The 20,617-nt window shown below is 36.8% G+C and carries 18 protein-coding genes and 1 pseudogene; 15 read left to right on the top strand and 4 right to left on the bottom strand.

The features are described from left to right. Positions 1 to 24 precede the first annotated feature (24 nt). Both NSQ95_RS11860 and NSQ95_RS11855 read left to right on the top strand, forming a co-directional pair. On the top strand, positions 25 to 1,620 hold the full coding sequence (locus NSQ95_RS11860) for an amidohydrolase (RefSeq protein WP_340883115.1): 1,596 nt from the start codon (positions 25 to 27) through the stop codon (positions 1,618 to 1,620). Positions 1,621 to 1,640: 20 nt separating this feature from the next. After that, the gene (locus tag NSQ95_RS11855) at positions 1,641 to 3,101 is read left to right on the top strand and encodes an amino acid carrier protein (RefSeq protein ID WP_340883116.1); all 1,461 of its coding nucleotides are present in this window, start codon (positions 1,641 to 1,643) and stop codon (positions 3,099 to 3,101) included. A 59-nt stretch (positions 3,102 to 3,160) separates the two neighbouring features. Here NSQ95_RS11855 and NSQ95_RS11850 read toward each other — a convergent pair whose 3' ends face one another. From NSQ95_RS11850 to NSQ95_RS11840, 3 genes are all read right to left on the bottom strand, one after another. Next, complete coding sequence (locus tag NSQ95_RS11850) at positions 3,161 to 3,556, bottom strand: pyrimidine dimer DNA glycosylase/endonuclease V (protein WP_340883117.1); 396 nt, start codon at positions 3,554 to 3,556, stop codon at positions 3,161 to 3,163. A 332-nt stretch (positions 3,557 to 3,888) separates the two neighbouring features. Next, positions 3,889 to 4,776: an IS3 family transposase gene (locus NSQ95_RS11845; protein WP_340883118.1), complete on the bottom strand. Its 888-nt coding sequence runs from the start codon at positions 4,774 to 4,776 to the stop codon at positions 3,889 to 3,891. Continuing rightward, entirely contained in the window at positions 4,773 to 5,060 is a 288-nt protein-coding gene (locus NSQ95_RS11840) for a transposase (protein ID WP_340883119.1), read from the bottom strand. The genes NSQ95_RS11845 and NSQ95_RS11840 overlap by 4 nt, the downstream gene beginning before the upstream one ends. A 207-nt stretch (positions 5,061 to 5,267) precedes the next feature. Here NSQ95_RS11840 and NSQ95_RS11835 point away from each other — a divergent pair, with 207 nt between their 5' ends. Further along, on the top strand, positions 5,268 to 5,558 hold the full coding sequence (locus tag NSQ95_RS11835; RefSeq protein WP_340883120.1) for a hypothetical protein: 291 nt from the start codon (positions 5,268 to 5,270) through the stop codon (positions 5,556 to 5,558). A gap of 123 nt (positions 5,559 to 5,681) precedes the next feature. On the opposite strand, the gene NSQ95_RS11830 is transcribed toward NSQ95_RS11835, so the two are convergent. Next, positions 5,682 to 6,512, bottom strand: coding sequence for a Ku protein (locus NSQ95_RS11830; RefSeq protein WP_340883121.1), 831 nt, complete (start codon positions 6,510 to 6,512; stop codon positions 5,682 to 5,684). 86 nt (positions 6,513 to 6,598) lie between these two features. Between NSQ95_RS11830 and NSQ95_RS11825 the strand changes: the two genes are divergently transcribed. From NSQ95_RS11825 to NSQ95_RS11770, 12 genes and pseudogenes are all read left to right on the top strand, one after another. Next, entirely contained in the window at positions 6,599 to 8,455 is a 1,857-nt protein-coding gene (locus tag NSQ95_RS11825; RefSeq protein WP_340883122.1) for a DNA ligase D, read from the top strand. Positions 8,456 to 8,573: 118 nt separating this feature from the next. Continuing rightward, entirely contained in the window at positions 8,574 to 8,813 is a 240-nt protein-coding gene (locus NSQ95_RS11820; protein ID WP_340883123.1) for a KGG domain-containing protein, read from the top strand. A gap of 114 nt (positions 8,814 to 8,927) precedes the next feature. Then, positions 8,928 to 9,119: pseudogene (locus NSQ95_RS11815) on the top strand (KGG domain-containing protein); the annotation flags it as partial. A gap of 529 nt (positions 9,120 to 9,648) precedes the next feature. Continuing rightward, complete coding sequence (locus NSQ95_RS11810; RefSeq protein WP_340883124.1) at positions 9,649 to 10,206, top strand: integrase; 558 nt, start codon at positions 9,649 to 9,651, stop codon at positions 10,204 to 10,206. Between the two features lie 115 nt (positions 10,207 to 10,321). Further along, positions 10,322 to 10,489: a hypothetical protein gene (locus NSQ95_RS11805; RefSeq protein ID WP_298471596.1), complete on the top strand. Its 168-nt coding sequence runs from the start codon at positions 10,322 to 10,324 to the stop codon at positions 10,487 to 10,489. A gap of 314 nt (positions 10,490 to 10,803) precedes the next feature. Next, a complete protein-coding gene (locus NSQ95_RS11800; RefSeq protein WP_340883125.1) occupies positions 10,804 to 11,799 on the top strand; it encodes a DUF3196 family protein in 996 nt (331 codons plus the stop codon). Positions 11,800 to 12,227: 428 nt separating this feature from the next. Then, positions 12,228 to 13,757, top strand: coding sequence for a family 10 glycosylhydrolase (locus NSQ95_RS11795; protein ID WP_340883126.1), 1,530 nt, complete (start codon positions 12,228 to 12,230; stop codon positions 13,755 to 13,757). Positions 13,758 to 13,984: 227 nt separating this feature from the next. Then, on the top strand, positions 13,985 to 15,577 hold the full coding sequence (locus tag NSQ95_RS11790) for a glycoside hydrolase family 3 N-terminal domain-containing protein (RefSeq protein ID WP_342559679.1): 1,593 nt from the start codon (positions 13,985 to 13,987) through the stop codon (positions 15,575 to 15,577). 87 nt (positions 15,578 to 15,664) lie between these two features. Next, positions 15,665 to 17,266 (top strand): extracellular solute-binding protein, encoded by a 1,602-nt coding sequence (locus NSQ95_RS11785; RefSeq protein ID WP_169359853.1) that lies wholly within the window; start codon positions 15,665 to 15,667, stop codon positions 17,264 to 17,266. 79 nt (positions 17,267 to 17,345) lie between these two features. Further along, the gene (locus tag NSQ95_RS11780; protein WP_169359854.1) at positions 17,346 to 18,302 is read left to right on the top strand and encodes an ABC transporter permease subunit; all 957 of its coding nucleotides are present in this window, start codon (positions 17,346 to 17,348) and stop codon (positions 18,300 to 18,302) included. A 12-nt stretch (positions 18,303 to 18,314) separates the two neighbouring features. Beyond that, a complete protein-coding gene (locus NSQ95_RS11775) occupies positions 18,315 to 19,205 on the top strand; it encodes a carbohydrate ABC transporter permease (protein WP_340883128.1) in 891 nt (296 codons plus the stop codon). Positions 19,206 to 19,983: 778 nt separating this feature from the next. Beyond that, positions 19,984 to 20,601: a YesL family protein gene (locus tag NSQ95_RS11770; protein ID WP_169359856.1), complete on the top strand. Its 618-nt coding sequence runs from the start codon at positions 19,984 to 19,986 to the stop codon at positions 20,599 to 20,601. Positions 20,602 to 20,617 lie beyond the last annotated feature (16 nt).

Below are 20,617 nucleotides of genomic sequence, written 5' to 3'. Positions count from 1 at the left end.
GACGAAAAAGGGAGGAAAATGTAGATGCGAATAATGTATACTAACGGCAACATTTTCACGATGAACTTGGAGGAGCCGCTTGTCCAGTCCATTGTGATAGAAAATGAAAAAATTATAGATTTAGGAACGAGTGAGGATATGCTCCTTCAATGGGGGAGAGATCATACGACCGTAATCGATTTGGATGGTAAGTACGTATTTCCAGGATTGATAGACAGTCATTTACATATTTCGAGTGTAGGGATTAATGCACAGGAGTTAGACCTGACTGGAATTGAAACGAAAGAGAAACTACTAAATGTTATTAGTAACAAGGCTAGCTCTATTCAACCTGGTGAATGGATCTTAGGTAGAGGCTGGGATGAAAATATTTTTCCCGACAAGCAAATTCCTTCCATTGAAGAATTAGATTATGTCTCACCCGGGTCACCATTATTTTTACCTAGAATTTGTGGTCATGCCTTCCTTGTGAATTCAAAGGCTTTAGAGCAAAGTGGGTATCATTCGGATATGCAAGTACCTTTTGGAGGAACAGTCGTAACTAGTTTGGAAACGAATAAACCGACTGGATTATTGCTTGAGACAGCCTCAGATTTAATTACAGAAAAAATTCCAACAAAAAGCTATGATCAGCTCAAAGTTGCTTTAAAGTTGGGCTTAAAGGAAGCTCTAAAATTTGGCATGACAAGTATTCATACGAACGATCCTACATATTTGAATGGTGCAAAGCAAACTTACAAGCTCTTTGATGAACTTATCAATCAAGAAGGAATGGGTCCACGAAGTAATCTATTAATGGACTATAAATATCTGGAAGAACTAAAGGATGCCGGTATGTCTGCTGGGTTTGGTAATGATAAGGTGACGATCGGGGCGATAAAGTTTTTTGCTGATGGTGCATTGGGAGGAAGAACGGCGCTGTTATCTGAGCCTTATGCGGACAATCCAGGTAATTATGGAAGCGCGATGTACGATAAGGAAGAGCTTTTGCAACTTATGAAAAATTGTAGAGAATTTAACATGCCAATTGCAGTGCATACCATTGGTGATCAGGCATTAATAGACGTTTTGGATAACCTGGACCATTTAAAGCCAGTTGCTTTTAGAGATAGGCTAATACATGTGTCTATTTTAAATAATGACTTAATTGAACGACTGGGCAGTCCTCATCGAATAATAGATGTACAACCTCGATTTGTAGCAAGCGATTATCCTTGGATTGTCGACCGTATCGGGGAGACTCGTGCTAATATGTCCTATCCATTTAAAACTTTACTTGAACGAGGTGTAATCACTGCGGGTAGCTCTGATGCACCAATAGAGCCATTAAATCCTTTGCTAGGAATTCATGCAGCCGTTACTCGTAAAAAGATAGGGGAAGTACATAATGGCTATAATGAAGCAGAGAAAATTACCATGTATCAGGCGTTTAAAATGTTTACTATTGGAGGGGCTTTTGCTACTAATGAAGAACATACCAAAGGAACTTTAGAAAGAGGAAAGTTTGGGGATATGACTGTATTGAACAAAAATCCATTTACTATGGAAAATGCAGATCAACTTTTAGAAACAGAAGTAGAAATGACTATTATTGGCGGAGAAATAAAATATAGAAAATAATAGAATAAGGGGGTTACAGCATGGAAGCATTATTGGAAACGATAGTAGCATGGCTATGGGGTTTACCATTAATATTTACAGTTCTCTTTGTAGGACTCTACTTTACGATAGGAAGTAAATTGTTTCAATTTGGCTATCTGCCTCATATTTTCAAGGTAACTTTCGGGGAACTATTTAAAAAGAAAGATAAATCAGCTGATACAAAGGGTATATTAACGCCATTTCAAGCTGTAAGCACAGCGATAGGAGGTAGCGTCGGTGTTGGGAATATAGGCGGTGTCGCAACCGCTATAGCTATTGGTGGACCGGGTGCTGTCCTGTGGATGTGGCTTACTGCTTTACTAGGGATGATTACCAAAACAGTTGAGGTAACTTTATCAGTCCATTATCGAAATACAGATGAAAAAGGACAGCCCTTTGGTGGACCCACTTATTATATGGAGAAGGGTCTAGGAGAAGAGAAAAACTTTAAGTTTTGGAAGATACCTGCCATTCTTTTTGGCATTGGGATTTTTACTACATTCTTCATCACGCTTCAAAATTATACGATTTCCGAGGCATTAAGTTCTTCATTTAATATAGGTATGATTCCTGCATCCTTCATTTATCTAGTTCTCATTTATATTATTATTTATGGAGGAATTAAACGGATTGGAGAAATCGCTGGCCGACTTGTACCTTTTATGTGTATTTTTTACGTGCTAGCGGGGTTATTTATAATTTTAAAAAATTACTCTGAGATTATTCCCGTTTTTGCTTTAATATTTGAAAGTGCCTTCACTGGAACTGCTGCAGTAGGAGGATTTGCTGGTGCTGCAATCGCTCAAGTAATACGCATGGGAGTGGCAAGAGCAGTTTATAGTAATGAGGCTGGATGGGGGACATCCCCAATGATTCACTCAACAGCTAAAACTAGTCATCCCATTAAACAAGGAATGTGGGGAGCAGTAGAAGTATTTGTAGATACAATTATCGTTTGTACAATAACAGCATTTACTATAATTATCACTGGTGTCTGGTCATCAGGATTAGATGGAGCAGCGCTGACACTGTCAGCTTTTGAAATTGGAATTGGTGAGTTTGGTAGATATGTAATCACTATTTCTATTTTCCTTTTCGGTCTAACTACATCTACAGGCTGGTATACGTATTACGAAATTTTGTTAAGACAAGTATTTGGAGATGAGAAGAAGTTAACGTTAAAATATAAGATTTTGCTTTGGTTTAAATGGCTTTACCCAATACCTGGATTCCTAATGGTTGTTTATGCTGTGATGTATAATCTGCCAGGGAAGGCGGTATGGTACTTTGCTGATATTACTACAGCGATCCCTACCTTCGTAAACTTAGTTGTCTTACTATTTTTAAGCAAGAAATTCTTTGAGTTATTAAGAGATTACAAGGCTAGATATTTAAATATAGGCGTGGTGGATCCAAACTTTAATGTGTTTTATGAGGATCGTTTGAAGAAGAAAAAATGATTTTCGCCATGGATGAGAAACACACATGAAGGTTCAAGGAAACGTGAATGTATTTACATTCACGTTTCCTTTTTGTACACGGACATTAAGGATTCATACTGTTCAGTATTAAAATCCTTCTGCCCACGCATAAATTTTTCTTTTAGATTGAAAAAACATATCTCTAAATATTCTTTCGTATGATGATGCTCAAATGGATCTGCTAGCGTTTTATAAGAGCGACCTTCAAAATATTTTTCCATTTTGTCTACTGTACGTATATTTATGTTGCGTTTACGCATTTCCAGTAAGACCAATTGGGTATAAGCAAACAGATCATCTTTTGGGTAGTCATAGATATAGTTTATTAAAATATGGCGATCTTCTTTCGCAAAAATACTGTTTAACTCGCGCCATTGTGCCAACAGCTGGGATTTCGGTAAAGAGCTTAGTAAATGTTGATGCCATAAGCGCAAATAAAACATCTCCTTTATAAAGTGCCCCTGTGAAGTTGCCCCTGTGTTAGAAACATTCATGTTATTTCAAACAATGATGAATGTTTGAATTTTCGCGTTTGTTTGTTGTAGGGAATTGAGATATGGTGGGAAATGTAAAATAACTGTGCTAATATTAGGTAAATGGAGGTGCCGGAATGCCAACAATAGCATTGCCTTGGTCTTCTGTAAAGAAAGTAGACAAATTAATTCACAACTTTTTTTCTTCCACTACCGCGCTGTCGCTTGCTGGGATGGTGAAAACAGGATAGGTCACAACCATACCTATCCTATTTCCACCATCTCTGATTTTCTCACCCTGCAGCCAAAAGACAACTTTTAATGAACGCTTGTTCAAAGTCTACAGGACTCACATAACCCAACGTGGAATGCCTTCTTCTCGTATTATAGAATTGGTCAATATAATGCCCAACCGCTTTGATTGCTTGCTCACGCGTCTCCCATTTATGGCGGTAGATCAACTCTTTCTTGATCGTCGCATGGAACGACTCGATACAGGCATTGTCATAAGGATCTCCCTTGCGACTCATGCTGCCCTTCATTTCTCTTTCGGTCAATAATCCGGTATAATCCTGCGAACAATATTGCGATCCACGGTCCGAGTGATGAATTAGTCCTTCCCCTGGGTCCCTTATCATAATTGCCTGTTGGAGGGCTTCGAAGGGTAATTCTTTTTTCATATTGTCTCTAATACTCCAGCCAATAATTTTTCGTGAAAAAAGGTCCATCACGCTCGCCAGATATAACCACCCCTGTATAGTCCAGATATACGTTATATCTGTTACCCATACGGTATTAGGTGCTTCCGCCAAGAATTTGCGTTCAAGCAGATTTGGATAGATAGGATGTTGGTGATTGGAATCCGTCGTCACCACGTAAGGGGTCGCTGATGTCGCACGGAGTCCCATCTCGTTCATTCGTTTCCCTATTGTCCGCTCACACACGTGAACACCTTGCGCCTCCAAATCTTTTGCGATTCGCGGGCTGCCATAAGTTCCATGACTTTCAATGAAGCTGGTTCGGATCAGTTGGTTGATTTCTTCTTTTTCCTCTTGAATTCTGTTCCGTTTCTCTTTTTCTCTCAACCATTTGTAATAACCACTAGTTGAAACCTTTAAAACTTCAGACATCTTCACCACGCGAAACTCATTTTGATGTTCCTCTATGAACGTAAATATCACGTGTGGCCTTTGGCGAAGACATGCATGGCCTTTTTTAAGATTTCATTTTCCTCCTTCAGTTCTTTTTCGTTCTTCTCTAGCTCTGCTATGCGTCTTTTCAGTTCTGTAGAAGAGATGAGCTGTTCATTATTTGAAAGCTCCTGCTTCTTGTTGTAGGCCCTTACCCAGGCACGAATTCTTTGCGGCTTGATCCCATGTTCATATCCTAATTCGGTTGCCTTTCTTCCATCTTCGATTACCAATTTCACCAGATAATCACGCATTTCTCTACTTGTCCTTATCATAATAAACACGCTCCCTTTATTTTCTATAAGTATGAAGGTCGTGTTTTAACATGTCTACTTTTTATACTATCTCTAGCCTGGTTTTTTATTTACTATTATAGTTCTTGCTTTTATAGCAATCATAGCACTTATTATTATCTTTATGGCTACAAGTAAAACTAAAAAAGGATGACCTTCTAGGTGATTTTAAAGGAGAGATGCATCTAAATGCTTATAAGAATGCTTTTAGAAATTCTTCGTATCATTTTCATTTTTGCAATCCTTGGTGTAATTTTGAGTGGTTTACTGAATGCACTCTATATTAGGTTCGAGGTTGGAACTTATTCTTGGTTAGGTGGCGTGGCGATTTTATTATTACTATTTGTACTATATAGGAATAGACTTCAATTCTCAGGTTGGTATAAAGGAGAAGGAAGAAAAAAATTACCCAATTCAGTTACTTATGTTATTGCTACAGTGTCAGTTTTTATGATTCTCTCTCCTTTTATTGTAGGTTAAAGGAGTTCCTAAAATCAAAACAAAGCCCTCGTAATATATAGAGAGCTTGGGACTAGCTTAAGCTGTTTTCAATAAATTATGTGTATATTGAATCTAGGAAGTATGCTTTGATATAAAATAAGCTTAAGATGTCTTTGCTTTTGGAGTTCTTTTCCGAGCAGGCGTCTTTTTCTTTTTTGTTTTATCTAATGAAGCCTGTAACGCTGCCATTAAATCCGTAACATTTGATGCGGCTGCAGGCTGTTGTTTACTGTCCGTTTCAATAGGCGGACTGCTAACTTTTTTCTCTTCGATTAATTCCATAAGTGCAGTGCGGTAATCATCTGTGTATTTTTCAGGGTTAAATTCAGTAGTTAGCTGATCGACTAATAGCAAGGCAGTTTCTAATTCCTTTTGTACGACTGTTTGGTCAAGTGGGATATTTGGAACGTCTGAAGCCTTTCTCACTTCATCAGGGAAATGAATGGTTTCCATGACGAGCAATTCCTTGTATACACGCACAACTGCTAGCTGTTCTTTAGCTCTTATAATAATTTTAGCTACGCCAATTTTGCCAGATTCCTCTAAAGCTTTTCTTAAAAGGGAATATGCCTTAGAGCCACCATTGTCAGGAGCTAAAAAATAGCTTTTTTCAAAATATATAGGATCAATTTCTTCTAGTTTCACAAAATCGATTATTTGTACGGCTTTATCCTCATTTTCCTTTCGTAGCTTTTCAAGTTCCTCATCATCCAAGACGACAAACTTGTTTTTAGAATACTCGTAAGCCCTCACGATATCTTCAGCTTTCACTTCTTCACTACAGCCCTCACAAACCTTTTTATAGGAAATAGGCTTCATGCATTCCTTATGAAGTTGGCGTAATTTAATATCTTTATTGTCAGTTGCAGTATGAAGCTTTACAGGAATATTGACAAGTCCAAAACTGATGCTTCCTTTCCAAACTGTATGCATATGTGTTACACCTGCTTTTCTTTTCCCTTACTATGATATCTTTCGACAGTTTTTATGTATGAGGAAGATAAATTTATCAAAAGCTAATGAAAAAGAAAGTAGGAAAAAATATTAAACCTATGCTTTTAACTCCTAGTGACGATATTCCTTTAGATGAGGATTGGATATATGAAACTAAATATGATGGTTTTCGATGTATATTAGAATGGCATGAGGAACCTATAATAAAAAGTAGAAATGAGAACGTTCTTAATAAAATGTTTCCAGAAATTATCCAATTTTGCATTTCCATTCAGGACAAAATAAAACCATACTTACCAATAGTGATGGACGGGGAGATTGTACATTTAGTAAATAATTATAAGAGTAATTTTACAGTCGTTCAAACAAGAGGCAGGATGAGAACTAAAGATGCAATTGAACAGCATGCTGCTAAATTCCCTTGCCACCTAGTAATTTTTGATCTCATGACCATTAATGGAGATGGCATTCATAGTCTTCCACTTGTTACACGAAGAGAGAAGCTTAGTCTAATGTTTAAGAAGCTTAGTCTACCTACTGCTGATTGTGAAAATAATAAACGACTACAAATAATTGAACAAAGTAAATTGAGTCAACAACTATGGGGAAGGATTGTAGCTCATAATGGAGAAGGAATGGTTGCTAAGAAAAAGAATAGTTTTTGGACTATTGGAAAGCGTTCAACTGATTGGCTCAAAATCAAAAATTGGAAGATTGCAACCATCATCCTAACCTCATTTGATAAGAACAATAATTATTTTTTTGGAGCTATCTATGAACAGGATAAATTAATAGAAGTGGTCAACTTTAGCCACGGTCTAAAGGAAGAAGAGCTTCTAACGCTTCAAAACTTTTTTTATACTAACGGTCAAATGGTTGGGAAAAATAAGTGGGTCATAGAACCTTCGATATGCGTGGATATTGCTTCAATCGATTTTGATGGAAAAAGTTTGAGAGAACCAAGGTTCCATCGATTTAATTTTGATTGTGAACCAGCTGAGTGTACAAAAAGACAATTTAATTTACAGTTATATCCTCTGCCCGAAAAAGTGAAAGTAACTCATCCGGACAAGCCTATATGGCTTTCAAATGATATTAGAAAAGAGGACTATCTCTATTACCTTCAACGAGTCTCTTCTTATATGATACCTTTTTTAAAAAATAGACTCTTGACTGTCATTAGATACCCACATGGAACGATAAGGGAAGAACGATTTTATCAAAAAAATTGGGAGGATAACATCCCTAAATATGTAGAAACCAAACTTTTTGAAGATAATAGGTATGTTATTTGTAATAATATCGAAACTCTTCTTTGGCTGGGAAATAAGCTAGCACTAGAATTCCATATTCCTTTTCAAACAGTTGATACAGAAATGCCAACAGAAATTGTATTTGACTTAGATCCCCCGTCCGTGGATTATTTTTGGATGGCAGTTGAAGCAGCAGTTAGAATGAAAGCTATTTTCGATGAATTTTCTCTTGTTTCATTTATTAAGACATCAGGGGGAAAGGGATTGCAAATTTATATTCCACTACCTAAAGGTATTTTCTCCTACGAGAACACTAGGGTTTTTACTAAGTTTGTTTGCGATTTTCTATGTGAGCAGGAGCCAAACCTTTTTACGACTGAACGCATGAAAAAAAATAGAGATAACAAGCTTTACCTGGATTACGTGCAGCACCATGAAGGGAAAACAATTATTGCTCCCTATTCTACACGCGGTAACGTGGGTGGCTATGTTGCTACTCCAGTAAATTGGGATGAGGTAAATAAAGAGCTGAGTCCCACTTTGTTTACAATTCCAATTGTTTTAGAAAGAGTTAGTAAGCATGGAGATATATTTCATACGTTTAGACATGTAGACAATCAACGTGCATTCAAAAAAGTAATAGAACAGTTAAAAAACATACTAATTTAATTATACACTTAAGAGGAAGGTACTATTTTAACAAGAAAATGTTTCAGCAATTATTAGATGGGAATATGATTAGTGAGCTTGAGATAAAAGCTCAAAACAAGCAAAAGGAGGAATTAATATGGCTAACAACAACCAAAACAATCGCGGAAGAAATAACAATGGAAACATGTCGTTTGAAGAAGCAGGACGTAAAGGTGGAGAAGCTACCTCCAATAATCTTGGGCAAGAATTTTACGAGGAAATCGGACGCAAAGGTGGAGAAGCCACTTCCGATAATCATAACAAAGACTTTTATAAGGAAATTGGCCGTAAAGGCGGAGAGTCACAAAGTAATTCCGGCAACAATAGTAACAACTAAACCTAAGTTATACGAAACCGAACAATAATTAATCCCAGATCAAATTATAGTAAGATGAAATTTAAAAAAGAATCTAAATAGTGAGTATTAAGTATTACTAGGAGGATGATTTTAATGGCTACAAACAATCGAGGAAACAATAATGGTAAAATGTCTGTAGAAGAAGCAGGACGTAAAGGTGGAGAAGCCACATCCAATAATCACGGACAAGAATTCTACGAGGAAATCGGACGTAAAGGCGGAGAAGCAACAACCGGTAACCATAATAAAGACGTCTATAAGGAAATTGGACGTAAGGGCGGGGAAACTCGTCAACAAGGTAATAACTAATTACTACAATCTGATATACAAAAAGAAGAACATATCTGAAATACCCGAGTCGATTATGACTCGGGTATTTTTTGTATTAGAATGTTGTAAGGAACTTTATATAAGACCTACTTACAAGCAGGTTATTGACTTTTAAGCAAAGGTACAAAGAATTCCTTATTGTATTCAAAGATAGAATATTGTTTATTTCCTCGGAAATGATATAAGTATAATTACATCTTCATTAGTCACTTCATAACGATTTAATGTTAGGTATAGTATCCAAACTGCATTGTAAAAGGTAAAAAGAGATCGCAACTAGCGTGCCCATGGATAATGATACAGATAAGTGAAAATCACTTCTAATTGCTTATTAAAAAGCATATTAAGCTCATTATGCACTTACTTGAATTGTGCTTGAAGATTATATGCTAAAATATTGTAAAATTTTAGTTGTTGTTATATAGTATTACTCATTGAAAACTCGTCCTTAGAATAAACTTACAAGGGGTAAAAAAGAAACAAAATGACAGATGTTAAAACACAAAATAATATAGAAGAAATAATCCATTCAACAGTGCACTCGGTTAACATGACAATGGAGGTTTATAAAGACAATTCAGGGATTAATATGAGCTACAACTTTATAGGCAATTATATCGGAGTAGATTTGCACAGATTATTTATAGCCATAGAAGAGATGCCTTGCTCTTTAACAATGGAGTTATATGTTAAAATACTAACAATGCATGAGCTAGGTCATGCCATGGATCGTGTTGCATTAATGAATACTCTGGAGCGAACAAAAGAAATTTTTCATATGAAACGAAATCATTCGATAAAAGAAATTTACAATAATTTAGAAATGTTATCTGTGATTTTGGAAGAACATGAAATGAATCTTGTCTTTGAGGAAACAGCCTGGACTAATGCGGGGACACTTAACGAAACATATAAAATAGTAGATCCTGTTCATTTAGAATTTGTTAAAAAACATAGCTTGTCTACCTATATAGATTCATACGAGGCTGATTTTTCTATTTATAACAGTCTTATGGAAGAAAACAATGAACAAATCGCGTAAGTCCTAGTCATCTGTAATCTATATACAGATGGCTTAATTTTTTCTCTAAGGGTTTCACTAATCTCTAAAAGGGAATATATATAGTAAATCCATCTAGAGAAAGAAGGAAATCTTAATGCAACAAAAAAACGAACAAAAAGATATGAGACAACCAAATAGCTTTCAAGAGCAAGGTAATTCTGCTCATCCCAAAGATGAAAAAGATACTAGACAGCCTAATAGTTTCCAGGAGCAGCCTCCAAATACGGAAAAAAACCATACACAAAAAGCCAAAGAAAACTAAGACTTTCCGATGAATGATACAATTAGTAGACAAGAAGATAGCTTCAATAAATAAGTGAGTGTTTGAAAGGGTATTCCTTGAAAGAATTATTTAGGGATATCCTTTTATTTTTATATAATAATAATAATACCCTATCTTAATAACGTTAATTTCTCACATAGTTATTTTTATAATAGGTAAAATATAACCAGGCTGATTTTATTTCTTGCGATTATAAATGAATTGCCTTTTTTACAGTTTGTAGTTAGTACATAAGTAAGAGTTAGTATAAAATAATACATATACATAGTGAATATAAAAGGCGGCTGAATATATTGAAGAAGAAAAAACATAACCTCCAAACAAATGAAAATGTAATTGTGTTTCCGGGAATGGTGGACACATTAATAAGTGATGGGCTTGCCTATGCGGAGGCTAATAATTATGTTAAAGCAGCAGCTTGCTTTGACGAAGCGAAGAAATATGTGGTGCTCGATGATGTGATTCTAAGTGTTTATGTGCTTACCTTGTTAGAAACTAGGAGGGCCAAAGAGGCAAAGCAAATATGTGAGGGCCTACTAGAAGAAAAATCTCCGGTTTTTGAACAGATAGTAGAGCTTTATTTGACTATATTATTAGATTTAAAGGAGTATTACGAGTTAAATCAAGTGATTAACCGAATTTTAACTGAATATAATTTTTCAGATGAAAGAAAGACCAATTTTAATCAGCTAAAAGATTTAAGTAATCGCCTTGCTAATGAGCAACCGCTTATAGATGATAATGAGGGAAATGCTCTTATACCTATTGAGAAGGAGCAACTTGAGTTAAAAACGTTTAAACAACTAAGCTTTGTTGAACAGGAGCAAATCCTACAGCAAGCTTTTTATAAAGACATCCATTCAGCTATTCCTGAAATTAAGGCAATTGTAGAATATCCTGACGTTTCTCCGACCGTTCAAACACTAGCACTTTTACTTTTGGGTAGTGCTGGAATTACTGATACTATCACAATTAGTAAGTTTGGTTTGACTCAGCAGGTAAATCCTTCTTCTCCTCCTCCTCAAACAGGAGTAGATCGAATGGAAGAAATAAATCAGCATGTACAAGAATATCTTCAAAAAGACCCGTCTAAACAAATGCTTACGACGGAGCTTTTACACCGCCATGCATATGCTCTTTTTCCTTTTGACTGGCAAGGGTACAAAAATGAAGAGGTTGCAATGGCGTACATTGATTTTATTAAAATTATGTTTGGGGAAGAAAACGTGCATTTAAATTCCTTGTTGGAATTTATTGAGACAATAGAAAATTCGATAGAAAAGCCTTAAGTTAATTTCTCGCGTTTTTCAAAGGAAAATAAATCTTTATTTCATAAATATAAGAAACTCATTCGTTACACTTAAGTTTAAGTAGTAATTAATGAGTTTTTTTATTGGAAAATAATGAAACTATATTTTATTTAAAAAGAATTATATTGACTTTTTTTATCAATTCAAATAATATACAAATTATTGCTAATATTTTGTAAAATTTAGTTATTTTGAGTAATAGTGTTGTGAAGTAATAGTTTTGTAGCGGTAATAAGTATCTAAAGTGGAGAAAGTGAGCCAAGAAGAAACCACAATTACATGTGGTAGTGAATTATAGATTTTCCTTCTCTAGCATCACACTAATAACTTAGTATTATATAAATCTTATGGAAAAGGAGGGTATTTTTTAGTTTTATAAAATATAAATTGGAAAGAGGAGGAAAAGAATGAACAGAAGGTATTTTAAAGCCTTTATTGCTGTGTTACTTACGTTTACTCTATTCTTTACAAGTATCGAAACAGGAAGTGCGGTGAGTACAATCTCTCCTAAGGTTGAAATGAGAGCTTCATGGATTTCTACTGTAGCAAATATAGACTTGAAGCCAGGTATGGATGAAGCTGCTTATACATCATGGGCTCGCTCTACCATCAAAGAGTTAGAAAGAAAAAATTTTAATACGGTTGTTTTTCAAGTTAAACCAACTGCAGATGCATTATATCCATCTGAGTTAGCACCTTGGTCACGTTACATCACAGGTAGTAAGCAAGGGACAAACCCAGGGTACGACCCGTTGCAAATTATGCTAGATACTGCACATGAACATGGTATGGAGTTACATGCTTGGATCAATCCTTACCGAGTTACGATGGCTAATCAAAAACTAGAGGAACTAGCATCAAATAATATAGCTTCTATTCATCCTGAATGGGTAGTTAAGCATGGGACTCAATATTACTTAAATCCAGGAATTCCAGGTGTCCAAAGTTACTTAATAGACACTGTAAAAGAACTAGTGTCAAATTATGACGTGGATGCGGTTCATATGGATGATTATTTCTATCCAGGAGTTAATTTTGATGACGCTGCAACATACGCACAGTATGGTACTGACTTTAACGACATCGGTGACTGGAGACGTAATAATGTGAATGAGCTAGTTCAACATATTAATAGTAATATCAAACAAATTAAGCCTTGGGTACAATTTGGTATTTCTCCATCAGGAATTTGGAGAAATAGTAAGGATGATCCGAATGGAAGCGAGACAAATGGATCTGCACACTATGACTCACTTTTCGCAGACAGTAGAAAGTGGATTCAATCAGGGTATATAGACTATATTACACCGCAAGTATACTGGTCTCGTCAGTTGGCTATAGCAAACTATTCGGTACTTCTAGAGTGGTGGAGTAGACAAACAGAAGGATATCCGATAAATCTTTACATTGGAATGGCAGATTACAAAGTAAATGCTAACTTTGATACGGCGTGGGACAATCCGTATGAATTACCAGAGCAAATTTTGGACAACCGTATAAATGGAAAGACGATGGGCCAAATGCATTTTACTCTCCGGGATATCCTTGCAAATAAGCTTGGCTATGCTGATATAGTAGAAAATGAAATTTATCAGACAAAATCCTTAACCCCTCCTACTCCATGGAACGGAGCAGAAGAACCTAAAAAACCTATACTAGTGACTGCTAAAAATGATGGGAACTCTGTTCAAATATCAATCGACAATAAGAAGCGGAAAGATGCTAGGAAATATGTGATTTACCGCTTCGAGGGCAATCACGCTGGGGATTACAATGACCCTAAAAATATTGTCGGGGTAGTTTTTGACCAAAACGGCTTTGCTAACTTTCAAGATCAGAACGTGGATCCGAATAAGCGTTACACTTATGGTGTAACATCTATTTCTTACACAGGGATGGAAAGCAAGAATGCCGAGGAAACAAAAACCAAAAAGTAAGCTATTCAAAACCTGAAGCCGTTTAGGCTTCAGGTTTTTTATATGGATGAAATCTATCTTTATTAAAACATAAATTGAAATATTAAAACGAAAATAATTATAAATTTCAAAAATCATGTTTCATTTTCAAAATAAATATGATATGTTATTTAATATTCAGACTTAATAGAAAAGTTGTTTTTATGAGAACTATTTTTTAAATTGATTAATATAAAGAAGGTGTTTATTTGAGTCAACAGGTTGCGTCTATTCAAGTTGGACAATTAATGGTTGTAGGATTTAAAGGGAAAATTGCACCAAAGAGTATCGTTGAGCAGATCCATCGACACCGAATTGGTGGAATTATATTGTTCAGTCATAATGTTGGAACACCTCAGGAACTCTTAAATTTAACCTCTTCTCTTCAGCGTGAAGCACAAAAAGCAGGCTATGAATATCCTCTTCTGATTTGCTTGGATCAAGAGAATGGGGTAGTGCGTAGATTGGGGAAAGGTGCAACTACATTCCCTGGAGCAATGTCCATTGGGGCAACGGAAAACTCAGAAAATGCTTTTGATATAAGCCTTGCCACTGGAAAAGAGCTAAAAGAGTTAGGGGTTAATTGGAATTTAGCACCTGTACTAGATGTAAATAATAACCCGGATAATCCGGTTATTGGGGTTCGTTCTTTTGGAGAAAATCCACATTTAGTAGCTGAATTTGGAAAAAATGCGATGAAGGGATTGCAAAGTGCTGGAGTGATCACTACGCTAAAGCATTTCCCAGGCCACGGTGATTCAAATGTAGATTCTCATTTATCCTTACCGGTGATTGGTCATACAAGAGAAAGGTTAGATGAAGTAGAGCTTGTACCATTCAAAGCTTGCATTGCAGAAGGGGCAGATACTATTATGTCTGCTCATGTTTATTTTCCTGCAATTGAGGATAGAGAAAATGTCCCTGCTACTTTGTCCAAAAAAGTGATTAGTGGGCTGTTGAGAGAGGAACTTGGATTTGACGGTGTGGTCACAACAGATTGTCTGGAAATGAAGGCAATTTCAGAAACAATTGGTACTGAAAAAGGTGCCGTTGAGGCCCTTAATGCAGGCGTAGACTTAGTAATGGTCTCACATACACATGAAGTACAGCTACGTACGATAAAGGAATTAGAGCTAGCCTTAGCTCAGGGTGTATTACAAGAAGAGAGCTTAAAGGCTTCCCTTAATCGCATTAATAGACTTAAGGAAAAATATTTGTCTTGGGAAAACACTCCCTTCCATTCCGAGTTTGTTTCCCTTGGTAGTGAAGAACATAAAATATTAGCTGAGAAGGTATTTAAAGAGAGCATTACAATCGTGAAGAATGAGGGCCTACTTCCTTTAAAGATGGATCAAAATATATTAGTAATTAATCCACCTAACCAAACTATTTACGGTGTTGAGGATGTAAAGGAAATAAAAACAACACTAAGTGATGCAATGAAGGAATTTAGTGATCAAGTAGAGGCTTATGATTTTCCTGAATCATTCACTCTAAATGATATGGATTTACTCATTCAAAGAGCAAAAGAATTTGATGTAATTGTTATTGGTACTCTTTCCGTCTCGGGTTCAAGTTCTGAGATGGAGTTGTTTAATAGACTTTTAAAAATAGATATTCCGATTGTTGGTGTAGCAATGAGAAATCCGTATGATTTAAGGTTTTTCCCAAAGGTAGCTGCATACTTAGCAACCTACGAGTTTACTTATCTTGCACTAAGAACCGCAGCTCAAGCAATATTTGGAAAAGTCTCCGTTAGTGGAAAACTTCCAGTAACTTTACTTGAAAATCAGACATTTTAGGGGGTGAGGGATACATAAGCAGGGAGGGAAGATATGTTTACAGAAATAGCGCATTGACTATTTTAAAAAAACTAGGGGGTATTACAAATGAGAGGTAAAAAGATAATTTCGTTAGCACTTATAGCAGCATTAGCCTTAGCAGCATGTTCGGATGATGAAGCAAAAGGTACTGTAGAACCAGATAGCAAAAATTTTAACAAAACTGGAATGCCCATTGTAAACGAAACAATTAAATTGGACATTTTTGCTGGTAAGTCAGCTACTACAGCTGATGACTGGAACGATGTATTAATACTTAATGAATATGAAAAAATGTCAAATATAGATATCACCTGGCAGCAGGTACCAGCCGATGGATTACAAGAAAAACGAAATCTTGCTTTAGCTAGTGGAACATTGCCTGACGTGTTTTATGCGGCAACAATTCCAGTAGGGGATTTACAGAAATACGGCCAACAAGGCACATTTATTCCATTAAACGACTTAATTGAGGATTATGCACCTAACCTAAGTAAAGTGTTAGAAGCAAATCCGGAAATTAAGAAAGGACTTACTTTCCCAGATGGGAATATTTATTCGTTCCCTACTATTTATTCACCAGAGTTCACTTCTCTATTAATAGGTGCTAAGCCTTGGATCAAACAAGATTGGTTAGATCAATTAGGTATGAAAAACCCTGAGAATTTAGATGAGCTATATGCTTACTTGAAGGCAGTAAAAGAAACTGACTTGAATGGAAATGGAAAAAATGACGAGATTCCTTTAAGTAGTGTTTCTATGACTCGTATACTACATTGGATTTCCGGTGCATTCGGTGTACAAAACAAAGGATCTCTTCACACCTTACTTGATACCGACTCAGCTGGTGAGCTTCGTTTCTTCCCAACTGCTCCAGAGTATAAAGAAATGTTAGAGTATATGCATAAATTATACTCAGAGGGCTTAATCGATCAAGGAATTTACTCCATTGACGTACCTAAATATTTGGCAGCTGCAGCTGAGGAGTTGTATGGAGCTACTCAATTCTACAACCCTGTTGAACTATTTGGAGAAGAAATCGGTAAGGACTATGTGGTAGGTAATGCACTAGCTGGCCCGAGTGGGGAAAAATTATACACAGGAATTACCTCTCCATTAAGAGATTTAGGGAACTTTGCTATTACGAGTGAAAATAAATACCCTGCTGAAACGGTAAGATGGTTAGATCATTTCTACAGTGATGAGGGAGCTTTAATGTTCTTCATGGGAATTGAAGGAGAAACATTTGAACAAACAGCTGATGGACCGAAGCTATTAGATAAAATCACAAATAGTAAAGACGGACTTACTATGACACAAGAACTAGCAAAATATTTAATCAATCCAGGTGGAAATCATCCCGTAATGATTACAGATGATTACTTCACTGGATCAGAGAATGCACCAGGTGATAAAGAGGCTACGAAAGAGCTTGAACCATATTTAATAGATGAAGTATGGCCTAACTTTACCTATACTGCAGAGGAAAATGATCGAGTATCAGTTTTAAAAGCAGATATTGATAAATACGTACAAGAAATGCAAGCGAAATTTATAACAGGAGAAACTCCTTTAACTGAATGGGACTCTTATGTGGGAACCATTGAAAAAATGGGATTAAAGGACTTCATGGAGCTTCAACAAAAGGCGTATGAAAGATACAAAGATTAATAAATGAGTTGCTTTCTAATTTGCAGAGGAAGTATCTTCCTCTGCAATATTAGAAAAACGGGGAGAAGGGGGTAAAAATATGCACATTAATGAAACAAAAGCAAAGCATGGGGTTGTTCCGAAAGTGAGTCGTTTTGCTAAAATCAAAAGAAATTTCCTAAAAAGCTGGCAGCTCTATGTTTTCTTACTTCCTGCGCTTTTATATTTTTTAATCTTTCACTATGTTCCTATGTATGGAGTACAAATAGCCTTTAAAAACTTTATGGCTAATCAAGGGATTTGGGGAAGTCCATGGATTGGATTTGATCATTTTACGCGCTTTTTTGATTCATACTACTTTTGGAGATTAATAAAAAATACAATCATTCTTAGTCTATATCAATTGTTATTATTCCCTTTGCCAATTATTTTGGCCCTTTCATTAAACGAGCTGAAAAATGGTGCTTTTAAAAAATGGGCTCAAACACTTACATATGCTCCTCACTTTATATCCGTAGTTGTAGTAGTTGGGATGATTGTTATTTTCTTGGATCCTGTAAACGGTTTAGTCAATCAAATCATTACTCTATTTGGCGGGGAACAAATTCGCTTTTTAGATGAGGCTAGTTGGTTTAGACATATATTTGTTTGGTCTGGAGTATGGCAAACATTAGGATGGAGCTCCATTATTTACTTAGCTGCATTAGCGGGCATTAACCCAGAACTACATGAAGCAGCAGAAGTCGACGGGGCGTCCAAATTACAACGAATTCTACATATCAACATACCGGGCATTTTTCCAACAATTGTCGTGCTTCTAATTTTAAACATTGGTAGTTTTATGTCTGTAGGATTTGAAAAAGTTTTATTATTACAAAATAGCTTGAACTCTGAAACCTCAGATGTCATACAAACCTATGTATATCAAGCTGGGTTACTAGAAGGTCAATATAGTTTTGCAGCAGCTATTGGTTTATTTGACTCCATCATTAACATAGCTTTATTAATAACCTTCAATTATGTTGCAAGAAAAACTAGCAATAACAGCTTATGGTAAGGAGGGGTTCAAATGAAAAAAGTTAGTTTGTCTGATAAAGGCTTTGACGTGCTAAACAAAATATTCTTAACGTTCATCGTCATTTTAATAGTTTATCCACTTGTCTTTGTTATCAGTGCCTCCATAAGTGATCCCTTAGCCGTAAGCTCAGGGAAAATGTGGTTATGGCCAGTTGATATTACGTTTGAAGGGTATAGAAAAATATTACAAAATGACTCTATTTGGTTAGGGTATCGCAATACCATTTTATATACCGCAGTAGGAACACTTCTCCATTTATTTGTGCTATTGCCATGTGCTTATGCACTTTCTAGAAAAGAGTTGATGGGAAGTAAGTATATCTTATGGTTTGTTCTATTCACAATGATGTTCAGCGGTGGTTTGATTCCAACTTATTTAGTGATTAAAAATTTAGGAATGCTTGATACCATTTGGGCTATTGTAATACCTGGAGTGGTTGGGGCTTGGTCTATTTTAGTAGCGAGAACTTTCTTCCAAAGTAGTATTCCAGATCAGTTAGTAGAAGCGGCTAAAATTGACGGAGCATCTGATTTTTATATGTTTATCAAAATTGTATTACCACTATCATTGCCAATTATAGCGGTTATGGCATTGTTCCATGCAGTTGGCTTATGGAATCAATATTTTAATGCGTTAATTTATTTGTCTGATCGGGATAAATATCCTCTGCAGCTCATTTTGAGGGAAATTTTAGTAGTAAATCAGGCACAACTAGGTGAAGGATCTGGGGAGCAAACTGAATCGCTCATCCAACAGGTGAGGACAGGTGGCCTTATTAAATATGCGGTCATCATTATCTCCTCTTTGCCACTACTAATTGTTTACCCATTTTTACAACGGTTCTTTGTCCAAGGTGTATTAATCGGTTCGATTAAAGAATAGCTTTTCATGGTGTCTGGCTTCGGCGCCTTGCCCCTCGGGTCAAATGGTTAAAAGCTGCGGTGGCTGAAGAGCTGCCTCCTCGCTTTATTCCATTTGCCTGTCGGGGCAGGGATAGGCGCCTACGCTTTTCATGGTGTCTGGCTTCGGCGCCTTGCCCCTCGGGTCAAATGGTTAAAAGCTGCGGTGGCTGAAGAGCTGCCTCCTCGCTTTATTCCATTTGCCTGTCGGGGCAGGGATAGGCGCCTACGCTTTTCATGGTGTCTGGCTTCGGCGCCTTGCCCCTCGGGTCAAATGGTTAAAAGCTGCGGTGGCTGAAGAGCTGCCTCCTCGCTTTATTCCATTTGCCTGTCGGGGCAGGGATAGGCGCCTACGCTTTTCATGGTGTCTGGCTTCGGCGCCTTGCCCCTCGGGTCAAATGGTTAAAAGCTGCGGTGGCTGAAGAGCTGCCTCCTCGCTTTATTCCATTTGCCTGTCGGGGCAGGGATAGGCGCCTACGCTTTTCATGGTGTCTGGCTTCGGCGCCTTGCCCCTCGGGTCAAATGGTTAAAAGCTGCAGTGGCTGAAGAGCTGCCTCCTCGCTTTATTCCATTTGCCTGTCGGGGCAGGGATAGGCGCCTCCGCTTTTCATGGTGTCTGGCTTCGGCGCCTTGCCCCTCGGGTCAAATGGTTAAAAGCTACGGTGGCTGAAGAGCTGCCTCCTCGCTTTTTTCCATTTGCCTGTCGGGGCAGGAATAGGCGCCTACGCTTTTCAATATAAACATAGAAGGGAGAGTCTACTATGAACAGTTTTGTTAATGGATACTATCAGTTCGCAGTATGGGCAATGAGGTTAGCATACTTGAACATACTTTGGTTTGTATTCACACTAGTAGGCTTGTTCTTTTTTGGGCTCATGCCTGCAACGGCGGGTATGTTTGCAGTAGTAAGAAAATGGGTTTCTGGAGATACCGATATTCCCGTATTTCAAACCTTTTGGAAATCTTATCGTCAAGAATTTTTTAAAGCTAATCTACTCGGATACATACTTGCCGGTATAGGATACCTACTATATATCGAGCTGCAAATTTTAAGAGCTCAGGAGAATATGGTTTACTTTGTGGCTAGCTATGGGGTAATTGCGTTATTTATAGTTTTACTGATTGTATTGTTATATTCGTTCCCAATCTTTGTACATTTTAATATAAGCACCTTACAGAATATTAAATGGGCATTTGTGATAGGAGTCATTCATCCTATACTAACGATTGCATTGATTGCCATATTATTATTTGTTCACTATGTAACTTTTATAACCATTCCTGCTTTGCTCTTTTTCTTTGGCGGAAGTGTAACTGCCTTTATCCTCACATGGGGAGCGTCTAAAACATTTACAAAGTATGAACCCTCAAATGTCTAATTTAATGGAGGAAGCA

Source organism: Psychrobacillus sp. FSL W7-1457, assembly GCF_038593405.1.
Lineage (GTDB): Bacteria > Bacillota > Bacilli > Bacillales_A > Planococcaceae > Psychrobacillus.
Note: the sequence above shows the minus strand (reverse complement) of the source record. Positions and strands in the feature narration are given on the sequence as shown.

Bases quoted from the DNA above. Each gene is read 5' to 3' on its own strand.
- NSQ95_RS11860 (WP_340883115.1), top strand. From the start codon at position 25: ATGCGAATAATGTATACTAACGGCAACATTTTCACGATGAACTTGGAG.
- NSQ95_RS11855 (WP_340883116.1), top strand. From the start codon at position 1,641: ATGGAAGCATTATTGGAAACGATAGTAGCATGGCTATGGGGTTTACCA.
- NSQ95_RS11840 (WP_340883119.1), bottom strand. From the start codon at position 5,060: ATGATAAGGACAAGTAGAGAAATGCGTGATTATCTGGTGAAATTGGTA.
- NSQ95_RS11835 (WP_340883120.1), top strand. From the start codon at position 5,268: ATGCTTATAAGAATGCTTTTAGAAATTCTTCGTATCATTTTCATTTTT.
- NSQ95_RS11830 (WP_340883121.1), bottom strand. From the start codon at position 6,512: ATGCATACAGTTTGGAAAGGAAGCATCAGTTTTGGACTTGTCAATATT.
- NSQ95_RS11825 (WP_340883122.1), top strand. From the start codon at position 6,599: ATGAAAAAGAAAGTAGGAAAAAATATTAAACCTATGCTTTTAACTCCT.
- NSQ95_RS11820 (WP_340883123.1), top strand. From the start codon at position 8,574: ATGGCTAACAACAACCAAAACAATCGCGGAAGAAATAACAATGGAAAC.
- NSQ95_RS11810 (WP_340883124.1), top strand. From the start codon at position 9,649: ATGACAGATGTTAAAACACAAAATAATATAGAAGAAATAATCCATTCA.
- NSQ95_RS11805 (WP_298471596.1), top strand. From the start codon at position 10,322: ATGCAACAAAAAAACGAACAAAAAGATATGAGACAACCAAATAGCTTT.
- NSQ95_RS11795 (WP_340883126.1), top strand. From the start codon at position 12,228: ATGAACAGAAGGTATTTTAAAGCCTTTATTGCTGTGTTACTTACGTTT.
- NSQ95_RS11785 (WP_169359853.1), top strand. From the start codon at position 15,665: ATGAGAGGTAAAAAGATAATTTCGTTAGCACTTATAGCAGCATTAGCC.
- NSQ95_RS11780 (WP_169359854.1), top strand. From the start codon at position 17,346: ATGCACATTAATGAAACAAAAGCAAAGCATGGGGTTGTTCCGAAAGTG.
- NSQ95_RS11775 (WP_340883128.1), top strand. From the start codon at position 18,315: ATGAAAAAAGTTAGTTTGTCTGATAAAGGCTTTGACGTGCTAAACAAA.
- NSQ95_RS11770 (WP_169359856.1), top strand. From the start codon at position 19,984: ATGAACAGTTTTGTTAATGGATACTATCAGTTCGCAGTATGGGCAATG.